This window comes from Oleiagrimonas sp., assembly GCF_027858935.1.
In the GTDB taxonomy this organism is placed as follows: domain Bacteria; phylum Pseudomonadota; class Gammaproteobacteria; order Xanthomonadales; family Rhodanobacteraceae; genus Oleiagrimonas.
The window spans coordinates 1-13,606 of record NZ_JAQIBU010000158.1; the positions used below are offsets into that span (position 1 = coordinate 1).

The following is a 13,606-nucleotide window of genomic DNA, read 5'->3' on the forward strand; positions in this document are numbered from 1 at the left end:
CAGTTGGTGATTTTGGGGTAGACAGCGGCCGCAATTGCGGGTCTGGACAAACGTTTGTCCCGGGCGGGACTGGGGGCCGCCCGCGCCGCTACATCGTCAGGCATCAGGGCGATGCCATCAACCATGCATTTTACATTTTACATCTTGTTTACATTTTACATCTTGTACTGGGTCGCCCAGTAGCGCTCGATCTGATGGACCAGACTCTTCGGCAGCGGCACGTAGTCCAGTGCACGGGCGTCGGCCTGGCCATGGTTGTAGGACCACTTGAAGAAGTCCATCACCACCTGGGTGTGCTTCAGGTTCTTCGGCTGCTTGTACATGATCACCCACGAAGTGGCGGTGATCGGCCAGGCTTTGGCGCCCGGGGCATTGGTGATCAGCAGGTCGAAGTTCTTGGCATGCTTCCAGTCAGCCGTGGCGGCCGCGGCCTGGAAGGAAGCCGTGTCCGGCTTGACGATGTTGCCGGCGGCATTCTTCATCACGGCGTAGCCGATATGGTTCTGCAGCGCGTAGGCGTACTCGACATAGCCGATCGAGTTCTTGACCTGCTTGACGTAGGCCGAGACACCCTCGTTGCCCTTGCCACCGATACCGGTCGGCCAGTTGACCGCAGTGCCCACGCCGACCTTGGACTTCCACATCGGGCTGACCTGGGACAGATAGTTGGTGAAGTTGTAGCTGGTACCGGAACCGTCAGAGCGGTGCACCACGGTGATGTTGGCGTCCGGGAGCTTGAGGCCGGGGTTCAGCGCGGCGATCTCGGGGGAGTTCCACTTGGTGACCTTGCCCATGAAGATGTCGGCGAGGGTCTTGCCGTCCAGCACCAACTTGCCCGGGGCAATGCCCTGGACATTGAATGCCGGCACGATGCCGCCGATGACGTCAGGGAACTGGCCCAGGCCGAACTTGTTCAGGGTGGCCTGGTCGAGCGGCTTGTCGGAGGCGCCGAAGTCGACGGTACCAGCCTTGATCTGGGCGATACCGCCGCCCGAACCGATGGACTGGTAGTTGATGTGGTTGCCGGTCTTCTCGGCATACTGTGCCGACCACTTGGAAATGACGGGGTAGACAAAGCTGGAGCCGGCACCGGTAACGTCGGTGGCGGAGGCAGCCATGGTGAACAGCGAAGCCACCACGGCCAGGGCGATACGGGATTTCAGGTTGATAGACACGATAACTCCTCGGTTTTAGGGCTCAGGCGTTGCCCGCCTTGTCACGTTGTAGGCTATTCGTATTGCAATCAAATGTGACTAGTGTTGCACCCATGTGACAGGGATGCCGTGGTTTCCTTCGAGTATTATCAGGAAGTTGCGGCAAGCGTATGATTAACAATCGGTTTCAAGGTGGAAGTCTGGCGTGCGCCGCGGCCTGGCTTATTTTCCGTCATCTGCAATATGCGCAGGTCCCTTGCCGGCCGTCTTCTCGTATACGCCCGTTCCGGTCTTGCGGTACTGGGTGAATCCGTGTTTTTCCAGATGGCCTTCGCTGGTGCGATGGCTGTTGCCGGCGACCACGTTCGGCGCGCTGATGCGTTGCGTGACCGGTGCGCCGCAATGCGGGCACACGGTCAGCTCGGGATCGGACAGGCGGCGCAGGAGTTGCATGCCGCTGCGGCACTGTTCGCAGCCCGATTCAGTCGTGGCGATGTATTCGTAGATCGGCATGGGATGGCCCGGAGCTCAGGACATGCGCAGACCGACATGGTCGCGTTCCAGATCCTGCAACTGTTTCCAGCGATTGACGATGGTGCAGAACAGCTGTGCAGTGCGCTCGGTATCATAGACCGCCGAATGGGCCTCGCGCGCATTGAACTCGAATCCGGCTGCCTGGACCGCCTTGCTGAGTACCGTCTGGCCATAGGCAAGGCCGCCCAGCGTGGCCGTGTCAAAGCAACTGAACGGGTGGAAGGGATTGCGCTTGTGCCCGCAGCGCTCGACTGCGGCATTGAGGAACCCCAGGTCGAAGGCGGCGTTGTGTCCGACCAGCACCGCTCGCTGGCAAGCGGCCGCGCGCACGGCCTCACGCACAGGCTTGAACACCTGGTCCAGCGCCTCGCGCTCGGGCAGTGCCGCACGCAGGGGATGATCCGGGTCGATGCCGGTGATTTCCAGCGCTTTCGGGTCCAGGTTGGCGCCCTCGAACGGTTGCACGCGAGCCAGGATCGGGGCATCGAAATGCAACTGCCCGGCGCTGTCCATGCGGGTGACCGCAACAGCAATTTCCAGCAGGGCATCGGTTTCGGAATGAAAGCCGCCGGTTTCGACATCCACGACCACGGGCAGGAAACCGCGGAAGCGGTCGGCCATCCGTGTCACGGGCTTGCTGGGGGACATTTCCATTGCCGCAGCATAGCAGTACGGTCAAGCAGCGACCGGTGTCGCCCGGGGTCCGGCCTCAATGGATCCGGCGGACATGCGTCGTTTCGCGCACCCCGTCCACACTGAGAATCCAGCTGCCCAGGAAGCCTTTGCGCAAGGTCACCTTGGGGTGGTCCATGCTGCGCGACATCACCTGGCTGTCGCCCATCACCTTCCATTGCTGGCCGTTGGCCAGGGTCATCACGGTGCCGGATTCCCAGCCGTGGAAGGTGCCCGCGATGCGGCTGTGGATGTCGGTGTCCGCTTTGGTGTCCGGCACGGGAGGCGCTTCCGCCTGGTTTACGCGTGGGCTGTCCATCGACGGGCCGTTGAGTCCATGTGAGCGCAGCCAGCTGTTGAGGCCCTTGAGCTGGGCCGGTGACAGCTTGTCCAGTCCCAGGCGCATGAATTCGGCATGCGACATGCGTTCCTCGAGAGGTGCGGATGCAGACTGGCGTGCTTGGACCAAGGGAGCGGCCACAAGGACCAGGGTCAGAATCAGCAAGGGCGCACGGGCAAGGCGGAAAGTCATGGGGCACTCCAGAACGGGGCATGCAATTGAAGGCAATCTGGCACACGGTCATGACAGTTATCTTTCACTGCGCATCAGGCTTCTGGTGATGACCATGACACGTGGCTGTCATCAATTCGTCATGTGAATCCAACACAACCGTCAAACTCTGCGGTCATCCTGCACCCCGTCACGGCATTTTAACAAGTCCGTTGATGCTGAATTCATACGGAATGCATGGCGGGGTGCCATGCACCGCATATCCGATCCGAGGAGTCTTTCCCATGCGCTGCAAACTTATTGCCGTTGCTGTTGCCGCTGCCGTTGCTTCGGTCAGCATGTCCGCTCACGCCGCGACTGGTGACACCACCATCGGCGGCAAGATGTACTTCGATTTCACGCACATCAACCAGAAGAACAGTGATACCGGCACCACCAACAAGACCGGTACCGGTACCGACGTCAAGCGCTTCTACCTGAGCGTGACGCATGATTTCAACAGCATCTGGTCGGCCAACCTGACCACCGACTTCGACTACGTGCCTTCCGATGGCCAGACCAACCTGTTCGTCAAGAAGGCCTATGTGCAGGGCAAGTTCAGCAACGCTGCGGTGTTGCGGATCGGTTCGGCCGACATGCCGTGGATTCCGTTCGTCGAGCATCAGTACGGCTTCCGCTACGTCGAGAACACCATCACCGATCGTCTGCACTTCGCCAACTCGGCCGACTGGGGCCTGCATCTGGGCGGCAAGGTGGGTGGTAACGGTTCCTTCACCTACTCCACTGCGGTCGTCAATGGCGGTGGCTACAAGCATCCGGGTCGCAGCAAGAGTGTGGATTTCGCCGGTCGTGCGGCTTTCATGCCGATCGAAGGCCTCGTGATTGCGGTGGGTGGCTACTCCGGCAAGCTTGGTCATGACCTGCAGAACAGCCCGGCGATGCAAACGGCAACCCGTGGAGACGCACTGGTGGCCTACACCAGCAAGCGTCTGCGCGTGGGCGGCGAGTACTTCACCGCCAAGAACTGGAATAACGTCACCAGCCCGATGGCCGACAAGGCGGACGGCTACTCGCTGTGGGCCAGCTACGGTCTGACCGACACGATGACCGCCTTTGCCCGTTACGACAGCGCCAAGCTGAGCAAGAATCTGGATCCGGCCAAGAAAGATACCTATTACAACGCCGGTATCGAGTTCGCCATCACCAAGGGCTTCAAGCTGGCTGCCGTGTACAAGCACGAGAAGGGTGATTACACCTCGATGGTGCCGATGCCGGTGCATACCGCCAACACCAAGACCGACGAGATCGGTGTGTGGGGCGAGGTAGCATTCTGAGCTTCATCAGCCTGCAACATGTCGTTGCTAGCATCAATAGCGGCATGACAGTGCCACCTGAAGAAAAATGCCATGGATGGCGAAACGGAAACGGCGGGCGCAGGCCCGCCGTTTCTTTTTCTGTGCAGCAGGGCTTTCAGCGCGTGCCTTTGGCTGGCGGGGTCCTGGACCGGTAACGGCAAAGATCGGCGATCACGCAGTTCGGACATTCCGGCTTGCGTGCCTTGCACACATAGCGTCCGTGCAGGATCAGCCAGTGATGGGCGTCCTGCACAAAGGCATCCGGGACCACCTTGAGCAGTTTCCTCTCCACCGCGACCACGTCCTTGCCGGGCGCAAGGCCGGTGCGGTTGGCGACGCGGAAGATATGCGTGTCCACGGCAATGGTCGGTTCGCCGAATGCGGTGTTCAGGACCACATTGGCGGTCTTTCGGCCGACGCCGGGCAGGGCCTCCAACGCGCTGCGGTCACGCGGCACTTCGCCGGCATGCTCCTGCAGCAGGATGCGGCAGGTGGCGATCACGTTCCTGGCCTTGGTATTGAACAGGCCGATACTGCTGATGTAGCGCTTGAGTCCATCCTCGCCGAGATCAAGGATCGCCTGCGGCGTGCCGGCCTCGGGGTACAGGCGGCGCGTGGCCTTGTTGACGCCGACGTCTGTGGCCTGTGCCGAAAGGATCACCGCGACCAGCAGTTGAAACGGGGTGTCATATTCGAGTTCGGTGGTCGGGTGCGGATCCATTTCACGCAGGCGCTGGAACATCTCGATGATGTTTTCGCGTTTCACGGGACGCCCTTTTTCCTGGCCTTGGCGCGGGCTATGGCTTGCATTACCGCATTTCGACTGATGCCGCTGGCGACTCTGGGCTCGTGCATGGCGGCCTTTCGTGCAGCCAGTTGTGCCTCGCGTTCACTACGCTCGCGCGCCAGACGTGCCTCGCGTGCCTGGAAGTTCTCGCGTGCCGCGTCGGCATGCGCCGTATCGATCTGCCCGGGTGGCATCGGGTCGAGCGCGATGCAGTCGACCGGGCAGGCCGGCACGCACAGCTCGCATCCGGTGCACTGGTCGGTGATGACGGTATGCATCTGCTTGCCGGCACCAATGATGGCATCGACCGGGCACACCTGGATGCATTTGGTGCAGCCGATGCAATCGGCTTCGACGATACGCGCCAGGGTGCGTGGTTTTTCCACGCCGTGGTCCGGGTCCAGGGGTTTGGACGGGCGCTCCAGCAATGCGGCCAGTGCGCGGATGCCGGTCTCGCCACCCGGTGGGCACTGGTTGATGTCCGCCTCGCCCCTGGCCATGGCCTCGGCGTAGGGCCGGCAGCCGTGGTAGCCGCACTGCTCGCACTGGGTCTGTGGAAGCAGCGCGTCGATGCGATCGGCGAGGGTTGTGCAGGCGTCTGTCACAGTCGGGGCGAAATCATCCGGTGCTTGTCACAGGACCGTGCTCAGCGAACGCTGGCGCCGGGCGCTGCGCTGGGGTCGACCTCGACCACCTTGAGATCGCTTCCTCCTTCACCGGCCGAGAGGATCATGCCCTCGGACAGGCCGAAGCGCATCTTGCGCGGCGCCAGGTTGGCGATGAAGACCACGTTGCGTCCAACCAGCTTTTCCGGCTCCGGGTAGGCGGCCTTGATGCCGGAGAAAATCTGGCGCATGCCGATGTCGCCAGCATCCAGTTCGAAGCGCAGCAGTTTGTCGGCACCCTCGACGTGCTCGCAGGCGACGACCCTGCCCACGCGCAGGTCCAGCCTGGCGAAATCGTCGATGCCGATGGTGGCCGGGCCAGCGTCCGGCTTGGCGGCAGGCGCGGGTGCCTGAGCGGCCCCGGTTTCGGGTTTGAGGTGGTCCTTGGAGGCTTCGATCATGGTCTCGATGCTTTTGGGGTCGACTCGGGTGAGCAGGGGCTGGAAGGGTGCCAGCGCATGGCCGGCGAGCGGTTCGCGCACATCGGCGAAATGCGTGGCCTCGGTGGCCAGGAACGCCTCGGCACGCGCCGCAGTTGCCGGTACCACCGGCTTGAGCCATGCGCTCAGCAAACGGAACAGGTTGATCGCCATGGAGCACACTTGGTGCATCTGCTCGTGCTGGCTTTCGTCCCGGGCCATCTTCCAGGGCGCTTTTTCGGCGATCCAGGCATTGGTCTCGTCGGCGACCGCCATGATGGTGCGCATGGCGTGGGCATATTCGCGCTTCTCGTACAGCGACGCACAGGCCTCCAGGCGCTTTGCGGCATCGTCGTAGCGCGTGCGCAGATCGGCGTCGATGACCCCGGCCATGCGCCCGTCGAACTGCTTGTGCAGGAAACCGGCGCAGCGGCTGGCGATGTTGACCCACTTGCCGACCAGGTGCGAATTGACGCGCTCCTCGAAGGCGCGGAAATCCAGGTCCAGGTCGGCCAGGGTCGGCCCCAGCAGCGCGGCCAGGTAGTAGCGCAGGTAGTCGGGGTCCAGGTGGTCCAGGTAGGTGCGCGCGTTGATGAAGGTCCCGCGCGACTTGGACATCTTGGCACCGTTCACGGTCAGGAATCCGTGCACGTAGACCGCGCTGGGCGTGCGCAGGCCCGAGCCGTGCAGCATGGCCGGCCAGAACAGAGTATGGAAATAGGTGATGTCCTTGCCGATGATATGCACCATCTCGGTACCGGCTTTCGCCGCCGCATCGTCCTCGATGAAGGCATCGACATCGATCCCGGCCTCGGCTGCGAACTCGCTGAAGCTGGCCAGGTAGCCGACCGGAGCGTCCAGCCAGACGTAGAAGAACTTGCCCGGCGCATCCGGCAGCTCGAAACCGAAATAGGGCGCGTCGCGCGAGATGTCCCAGCTACGCAGCCCGTCGGTGAACCATTCCTCGAGCTTGTTGACCACTTCGCCCTGCAGGCCGCCGGCGGCGCGGCGTTCATCCAGCCATGCGCGCAGCATCGGTTCGAAGTCGGCCAGACGCACGAAATAGTGCACGGATTCCTTTTCCACCGGACGTGCGCCGGAGATCACCGAGTAGGGGTCGATCAGATCGGTCGGTGCATAGGTCTTGCCGCAGACTTCGCAGGAGTCACCGTACTGGTCCTTGGCGTGGCAGTGCGGGCACTCGCCCTTGATGAAGCGGTCGGGCAGGAAGATCTCGCGATCGGGATCGTAGAACTGGCGCACCGGCTTCGACTCCACGTGGCCGGCGTCGCGCAGCGCCTCGTAGATGCGGATCGTCAGGGCCTTGTTGGTGGCGCTGTTGGTGGTGGAGTAGTGGTCATAGGCAATCCCGAAGTCGCGGAAATCAGCCTGGTGCAGGCGGCTGCTGTCGGCGATCAGCTGCTCGGGGGTGATGCCCTCACGCTGGGCGCGCAGCATGATCGGGGTGCCGTGGGCGTCATCGGCGCAGACGAAATGCACCGTATGGCCGGCCATGCGCATGGCCCGCGTCCAGATGTCGCCCTGCACGTGCTCGACCATGTGGCCGATGTGGATCGGACCATTGGCATAGGGCAGGGCGCAGGTGACCAGGATGCGGCGATTCATGCGGGATTCCGGGACGACGGGACAAGCCGCGCATTATGGCAGGGAGCGCAAGCTGCGGACCAGCCGGCCGCGCGTGCGTGACTCAATGCAAGCGTGCACCGGTCGCACATGCGTTTGGCGACCGGTGCACGTGTTTTCCGACTTTCAGTGCATGCCCGCGGCGGCGCTGGATGTCCCGGCCGGCATGCTGCTGGATGCCGGTGCAGGCATGGCTGAAGGCGCGGGCTTGGGCTGCGGCGGGGTGTAGCGTTGCCAAACCTGGGTGCGACCCAGCCAGGAAAAGCCGATGTAGCCGCGGACCTTTAGCTTCTGGCCACCATCGATGAGCGTCATCTTCGCCTTGTAGACCTTGCCGTTGTGCGGGTCGACGATATGTCCGCCGTCCCATTGGCCGCCATCTCGGGTCATGCCCAAGACAAAGGTCATGCCCTCGACCGGCTGGTTGTGGCGCGCGCCTTCGCATTTTTTGCAGATTGGGTGCGGGCCGTCGTCGGATTTGAGCACATGCAGGATCTTGCCCTCGAGCGTGCCGTCATGCTCGGTGATCTGGACGATGGCCTTGGCCTGTCCGGTTTCATCGTCGATCGTCTTCCACAGACCGACGGGCGACGTGCTGGCCGCCACGGCGGACATGCTGGCCAGCAGCAGGACCGCGGTGACGAGTGTGGTGCGCAAGGACAGCATGATTCTCCTCCCGTACGTGTACGTATGGGTCGAGCCTGCACAGGGTTTCGTTCCGGGTCAAGCTGCAATGCGCCAAACCGTGCAGACGCCTCATTGCCGCGTTCATGCCGCGGAGTCATGGCCCGACCGAACTACGCGTTCACGCTCTGCGGCATAATGGACGGTCCCATTGATGAAATTCAGCTGCACGCCATGACTGCTTCCCAGCACGACCACCTTCGCCGAATCCTCGACACCATCACTGACCCACACACCGGCAACGGCCTCGGGCAAAACCTTCGTGCCGCCGGCAAGGATGGGGATTGCGTGTCGCTGGACCTGCAACTGGGCTACCCGGCCCAGGGGTGGCGGCACACACTTGCCGCCCAGGTGCGCAAGCGGCTTGAAGCGGAGAGCGACATCGCCTCGTCCACGGTGTCGATCACCTCGCGCGTGCATTCGCACCAGGTGCAGGGCGAGCTGGCACCGATGCAGGGCGTGCGCAACATCATCGCCGTGGGGTCGGGCAAGGGCGGCGTGGGCAAGTCCACGGTCGCGGCCAATCTGGCGTTGGCGCTGCAGGCCGAGGGTGCGCGCGTGGGTGTCCTGGATGCCGACATCTACGGCCCCAGCCAGCCGCGGATGCTGGGCGTGGAAGGGCGTCCGGATTCACCGGACGGCAAGACCATCGTCCCCAAACTTGCGCATGGATTGCAGATGATGTCGGTCGGTCTGCTGGTGGAGGAAGATACGCCGATGATCTGGCGCGGTCCGATGGTGACCCAGGCCCTGACCCAGTTGCTCAACGACACCCGTTGGGACAACCTGGATTACCTAGTTGTGGACCTGCCTCCGGGGACCGGCGACATCCAGCTGACCCTGGCGCAAAAGGTGCCCGTGGCCGGTGCGATCATCGTCACCACGCCGCAGGACATTGCCCTGCTGGATGCGCGCAAGGCCTACAAGATGTTCGAGAAGGTCGGCATTCCGGTGCTGGGCATCATCGAAAACATGGCCACGCATGTGTGCTCGAACTGTGGCCATGAGGAACACATCTTCGGCAGTGGTGGTGCCGAGCGCATGAGTGCGCAATATGAGCTGCCGGTGTTGGGCCGTCTGCCGCTGGATATCCGTATCCGCGAGCAGGCGGACGGCGGCACGCCGACGGTGGCGGCGGACCCCGACGGCGAGCTGGCGCAGCGCTACCGGGATATCGCGCGTCACGCGGGCGGACGCCTTTCGCTGCGCCCCCGCAACAAATCGCTGGGCCTGGGCAAGATCGTGGTGCAGGGAGGCACTCCCGGCTGATCCGGCCCGCGTGCTGGCAGGGTTCGGCGCGAGCATGTATTTTTGCGCATTCACGCATCAAACCATTCCCCTTCGACGGAACGCCCGTGAGCATCAAACCCGACAAATGGATCCGGCGCATGGCCGAACAGCACGGCATGATCGAGCCGTTCGAACCCGGCCAGGTCAAGCACCGCGAGGGTCGGCGGCTTGTCTCTTACGGCACCTCGAGCTATGGCTATGACGTGCGTTGCGCGAATGAGTTCAAGATCTTCACCAACATCAACTCCAGCATTGTCGATCCGAAGGCCTTCGATGCCGGAAGTTTCGTCGATGTACAGGCGGACGAGTGCATCATTCCACCCAATTCCTTTGCCCTGGCGCGGACGGTCGAATACTTTCGCATTCCGCGGCAGGTATTGACGATCTGCCTGGGCAAGAGTACCTATGCGCGCTGCGGCATCATCGTCAACGTGACCCCGCTGGAGCCGGAGTGGGAAGGCCATGTGACGCTTGAGTTTTCCAACACCACGCCGCTTCCGGCCCGCATCTATGCCAACGAGGGCGTGGCTCAGATGCTGTTCCTCGAGTCGGATGAGGAATGCGAGACCAGTTACCGCGATCGCGGGGGCAAGTACCAGGGCCAGCGCGGCGTGACGCTGCCGCGCACCTGAGAGCAAGCGTTACATTTTTCCGTTATCAAGTCACCACATCATTGATGTGCAGGAGTTCCCCAACATGATTCGACATTCACGTTCCGTCTCACGGCTGGCCCTGGTGGTGCTGGCGGGGCTGGTTGCCGTACTCAGCGGCTGCAGCAGCGGTGTAAAGAACAAGGTCGAGCTTGCCAAGATCGAGAAGACCTTCGACATGACCCTGCAGTCCTACAAGGGCGGTCAGTTTCTGCTCGATGGCGCAGTATTGTCGCAGGCCGACCTGGGCAGCCATTTCCGGTACCTGAATGAGCAGGGCGAGTTGCCCAAGCGGGTGCTGCTTGCGCCGGGCGAAAAGAAGGGAATACAGGCATCCCAAGTCAAGACGATGGCCTATCTGGAGCTCAAGTACGGCGTGCAGACCTACTATTACACCGACGGTGTGCTGCGCAAGATTGCTGCGGTCAAGGGCAAGGGCGTAAAGTTTTTGCGGGACAACCAGTACAAGGGTCCGCCCCTGCCTGATCACTCGCAGGATGGTTCTGCCAAGGGCACCAGCGAGTTCCCCACCGGCAATTGAATCAATCGCCTTCGGTGACGCGGAAATCCCGGGTGACGGCAAGATATCCAGCCAGGGTCGACACCCGGGTGCTGGCCGCGTCCTGCGGATAGGCGATTGCGGACCCGTTTCCCCAGACCGGGGCGGGCCAGGCCCGGTCGGCATGCGTGCGCCCGATCACGTGCAGGTGCAACTGCCGGACCACGTTGCCCAGGGCCCCCAGATTGATCTTGTCGATGCTGCATGCCCTGCGCAGGGCGCCAGTGGCGCAGTGCACGTCATCCATCACTGCGATGCGGTCGTGGCGGTCCAGCGCATCGAGTTCGACCAGGCCAGACCTGCGCGGTACCAGCACCAGCCACGGGTAGCGACTGTCGTTCATCAACAGAACGCGGCACATCGGCAGGTCGCCGACCGGCAGGGTGTCGGCGAGCAGTTGCCGGTCGAGTTCGAATGGCTTGTGCATGGGCAATCTCGCAGTGTGTTGGTGGCCGCGCGGGCGGTATCTGCATGATGCCCGATTCGTGGTGATGATGAATCCACGCAACCCCAACCCGTCGAGAAAACCCTGTAGAATGAATCGTTTGCTCCGGAAATATTTGCCGCATGTCACGTGAACATCCGAAAGTTGGATTCGTCAGCCTCGGCTGCCCCAAGGCGCTGGTCGATTCCGAGCGCATCCTGACCCAACTGAAGGTCGAGGGGTACGAGATCGTGCCCAGCTACGATGCCGCCGATGCCGTGGTGATCAATACCTGTGGCTTCATTGATGCTGCGGTGCAGGAGTCGCTGGACGCCATCGGCGAAGCCCTGCACGAGAATGGCCAGGTGATCGTGACCGGCTGCCTGGGCAAGCGGGCGCAGTTGATCCGGGAGGCCTATCCGGACGTGCTCGCCATCAGCGGTCCGCAGGACTACGCCAGCGTGATGGACGCGGTCCACACCGCACTACCGCCGCGTCGCGACCCGTTTGTCGACCTGGTCCCCGACACCGGCGTCAAGCTGACCCCCAAGCACTATGCCTACCTGAAGATCGCCGAGGGCTGCAATCACAACTGCAGCTTCTGCATCATCCCCTCGATGCGAGGGCGGCTGGTCAGCCGTCCGGTGGACGAGGTGCTGCATGAAGCGGAGAAATTGGTACATGGCGGCGTCAAGGAGCTGCTGGTCATCAGCCAGGACACCAGTGCCTACGGCGTCGATACCCGCTATGCCGAGCGTGAGTGGCGCGGCAAGGCCTACCGCACGCGCATGACGGAACTGTGCGAAGGTCTGGCCGAACTGGGCGTCTGGGTGCGCCTGCACTACGTCTACCCGTACCCGCATGTGGACGAGTTGATGCCGCTGATGGCCGAGGGCCGGATCCTGCCGTACCTGGATATCCCCTTTCAGCACGCCAGCCCGCGCATTCTCAAGCTGATGAAACGGCCCGGCAACATCGAGCGCACCCTGGAGCGGATCCGCGCGTGGCGCAAGGCCGTGCCGGAGCTGACCTTGCGCAGCACCTTCATCGTCGGCTTTCCCGGTGAGACCGATGCCGAGTTCGAGGAGCTGCTGGATTTCCTGCGCGAGGCCGAACTGGATCGAGTGGGGGCATTTGCCTATTCGCCGGTCGACGGCGCGGCCGCCAACGACTTGCCGGACCCGGTGAACGAGGAGCTCAGGGAGGATCGCCTGGAGCGCTTCATGCAGGTCCAGTCGGAGATCTCCGCTGCCCGGTTGCAGCGCCGCATCGGTCAGACCCTGAAAGTGCTGGTGGACGATGTCGGCACTGCAGGCGCACTGGCACGATCGGCCGCGGATGCGCCGGAAATCGATGGCTTGGTGCGCATTGCAGACGGGCATGACCTCAAGCCCGGGCAGTTCGTCAACGTGCGGGTCGAGGGCGCCGATGCCCACGACCTGGATGTGCGTCTGGCCTGAATCGTCGGGTACCGAGGTGGTATTTGCGCCCTGATGCCTGCACTTCCCGATTCGGCTAGAGTCGTTTCACAACTCAAGGAGTACAGGCAATGAAAGAACTACACGCATGGACCCGCCGCGATCTGACCGGTTGGATGGCCTTCGCATTGGTGCTGTTGGCTGTCCTGCTGCCGGCCACACTGATGGCGCAGGGTACGCCGCACATGCTCACGGCCGCCGACCGCGCCGAGGTGGCGGGTTTCAAGCTCAATACCAACGTACTCGACCGCCTGCAGGCCGTGACCTCCGAGGGCCGCGCCATGCATCTGAAGAAAAGGCGACCGGACATGTCGCAGGTGCATTCGCTGGACGACATGGCCCAGCAGCTGACTGCGGTCGATCCACGGATCAAGCCGCTGCTGGCCAGGCATGGCTTCACCCCGCACCAGTTCGTGGTCGCCAACATGGCCCTGGTGCGCACGGCGATGGCGGTACGCATGCAACAGGATCCACGCATGTCCAAGTATGTCGACATGAGCAAGCTCGATCCGGGCAACCTGCGTTTCTACAAGGCGCACAAAAGTCAGATCGACGCCATGATGGGTGGTGGCGCCGACACGGCTGGCCAGTAACCGGGCAGCGCGTTCAGTCCGGGTCCGGGGCATAGTCCACAGAGCGCACCGCAAAACACGTGGCGCCCCCAGGCAGGGCGGCTTCGAAGACATCGTCCAGGCTTTTTTTCAGCGCCGCACGCGCCAGCGGAGAGTCGATGCTGATGTGTCCACGGCGGGCATCGGTCTCGTCCGGGCCGACAATGCG

At 62.8% G+C, this 13,606-nt stretch carries 16 protein-coding genes; 6 read left to right on the top strand and 10 right to left on the bottom strand.

Features of this window, described 5'->3' with window-relative positions:
- Window positions 1–155: 155 nt before the first annotated feature.
- From pstS to PF446_RS05765, 4 genes are all read right to left on the bottom strand, one after another.
- Complete coding sequence (gene pstS / locus PF446_RS05750) at window positions 156–1,175, bottom strand: phosphate ABC transporter substrate-binding protein PstS (RefSeq protein ID WP_298070285.1); 1,020 nt, start codon at window positions 1,173–1,175, stop codon at window positions 156–158.
- Between the two features lie 201 nt (window positions 1,176–1,376).
- Entirely contained in the window at window positions 1,377–1,667 is a 291-nt protein-coding gene (locus PF446_RS05755; RefSeq protein WP_298070286.1) for a zinc ribbon domain-containing protein, read from the bottom strand.
- Window positions 1,668–1,682: 15 nt separating this feature from the next.
- On the bottom strand, window positions 1,683–2,342 hold the full coding sequence (gene rnt / locus PF446_RS05760) for a ribonuclease T (protein WP_298070287.1): 660 nt from the start codon (window positions 2,340–2,342) through the stop codon (window positions 1,683–1,685).
- Between the two features lie 55 nt (window positions 2,343–2,397).
- Window positions 2,398–2,892, bottom strand: a complete 495-nt coding sequence (locus PF446_RS05765) for a hypothetical protein (RefSeq protein ID WP_298070288.1) — start codon at window positions 2,890–2,892, stop codon at window positions 2,398–2,400.
- 263 nt (window positions 2,893–3,155) lie between these two features.
- On the opposite strand from PF446_RS05765, the gene PF446_RS05770 reads away from it, so the two are divergent.
- Window positions 3,156–4,205, top strand: coding sequence for a porin (locus PF446_RS05770; protein ID WP_298070289.1), 1,050 nt, complete (start codon window positions 3,156–3,158; stop codon window positions 4,203–4,205).
- Between the two features lie 136 nt (window positions 4,206–4,341).
- Here PF446_RS05770 and nth read toward each other — a convergent pair whose 3' ends face one another.
- From nth to PF446_RS05790, 4 genes are all read right to left on the bottom strand, one after another.
- The gene (gene nth / locus PF446_RS05775; protein WP_298070298.1) at window positions 4,342–4,968 is read right to left on the bottom strand and encodes an endonuclease III; all 627 of its coding nucleotides are present in this window, start codon (window positions 4,966–4,968) and stop codon (window positions 4,342–4,344) included.
- A gap of 20 nt (window positions 4,969–4,988) precedes the next feature.
- The gene (rsxB, locus tag PF446_RS05780) at window positions 4,989–5,618 is read right to left on the bottom strand and encodes an electron transport complex subunit RsxB (RefSeq protein WP_298070290.1); all 630 of its coding nucleotides are present in this window, start codon (window positions 5,616–5,618) and stop codon (window positions 4,989–4,991) included.
- A 41-nt stretch (window positions 5,619–5,659) separates the two neighbouring features.
- Window positions 5,660–7,723: a methionine--tRNA ligase gene (gene metG / locus PF446_RS05785; RefSeq protein WP_298070291.1), complete on the bottom strand. Its 2,064-nt coding sequence runs from the start codon at window positions 7,721–7,723 to the stop codon at window positions 5,660–5,662.
- Window positions 7,724–7,867: 144 nt separating this feature from the next.
- Window positions 7,868–8,407 (bottom strand): DUF2147 domain-containing protein, encoded by a 540-nt coding sequence (locus PF446_RS05790; RefSeq protein WP_343224659.1) that lies wholly within the window; start codon window positions 8,405–8,407, stop codon window positions 7,868–7,870.
- A gap of 192 nt (window positions 8,408–8,599) precedes the next feature.
- Here PF446_RS05790 and apbC point away from each other — a divergent pair, with 192 nt between their 5' ends.
- The 3 genes from apbC (at window position 8,600) to PF446_RS05805 (ending at window position 10,906) form a co-directional block, all read left to right on the top strand.
- Window positions 8,600–9,694: an iron-sulfur cluster carrier protein ApbC gene (apbC, locus tag PF446_RS05795; RefSeq protein WP_298070292.1), complete on the top strand. Its 1,095-nt coding sequence runs from the start codon at window positions 8,600–8,602 to the stop codon at window positions 9,692–9,694.
- A gap of 86 nt (window positions 9,695–9,780) precedes the next feature.
- On the top strand, window positions 9,781–10,347 hold the full coding sequence (gene dcd, locus PF446_RS05800; RefSeq protein WP_298070293.1) for a dCTP deaminase: 567 nt from the start codon (window positions 9,781–9,783) through the stop codon (window positions 10,345–10,347).
- 64 nt (window positions 10,348–10,411) lie between these two features.
- The gene (locus PF446_RS05805; protein ID WP_298070294.1) at window positions 10,412–10,906 is read left to right on the top strand and encodes a hypothetical protein; all 495 of its coding nucleotides are present in this window, start codon (window positions 10,412–10,414) and stop codon (window positions 10,904–10,906) included.
- A gap of 1 nt (window position 10,907) precedes the next feature.
- On the opposite strand, the gene PF446_RS05810 is transcribed toward PF446_RS05805, so the two are convergent.
- Window positions 10,908–11,351, bottom strand: a complete 444-nt coding sequence (locus PF446_RS05810; protein ID WP_298070295.1) for an HIT family protein — start codon at window positions 11,349–11,351, stop codon at window positions 10,908–10,910.
- Window positions 11,352–11,491: 140 nt separating this feature from the next.
- Between PF446_RS05810 and rimO the strand changes: the two genes are divergently transcribed.
- Entirely contained in the window at window positions 11,492–12,808 is a 1,317-nt protein-coding gene (rimO, locus tag PF446_RS05815) for a 30S ribosomal protein S12 methylthiotransferase RimO (RefSeq protein WP_298070296.1), read from the top strand.
- A gap of 89 nt (window positions 12,809–12,897) precedes the next feature.
- On the top strand, window positions 12,898–13,419 hold the full coding sequence (locus PF446_RS05820; RefSeq protein ID WP_298070297.1) for a hypothetical protein: 522 nt from the start codon (window positions 12,898–12,900) through the stop codon (window positions 13,417–13,419).
- A gap of 13 nt (window positions 13,420–13,432) precedes the next feature.
- Here PF446_RS05820 and PF446_RS05825 read toward each other — a convergent pair.
- A partial coding sequence (locus tag PF446_RS05825; protein ID WP_298070299.1) for a GreA/GreB family elongation factor occupies window positions 13,433–13,606 on the bottom strand: 174 nt, incomplete at its 5' end.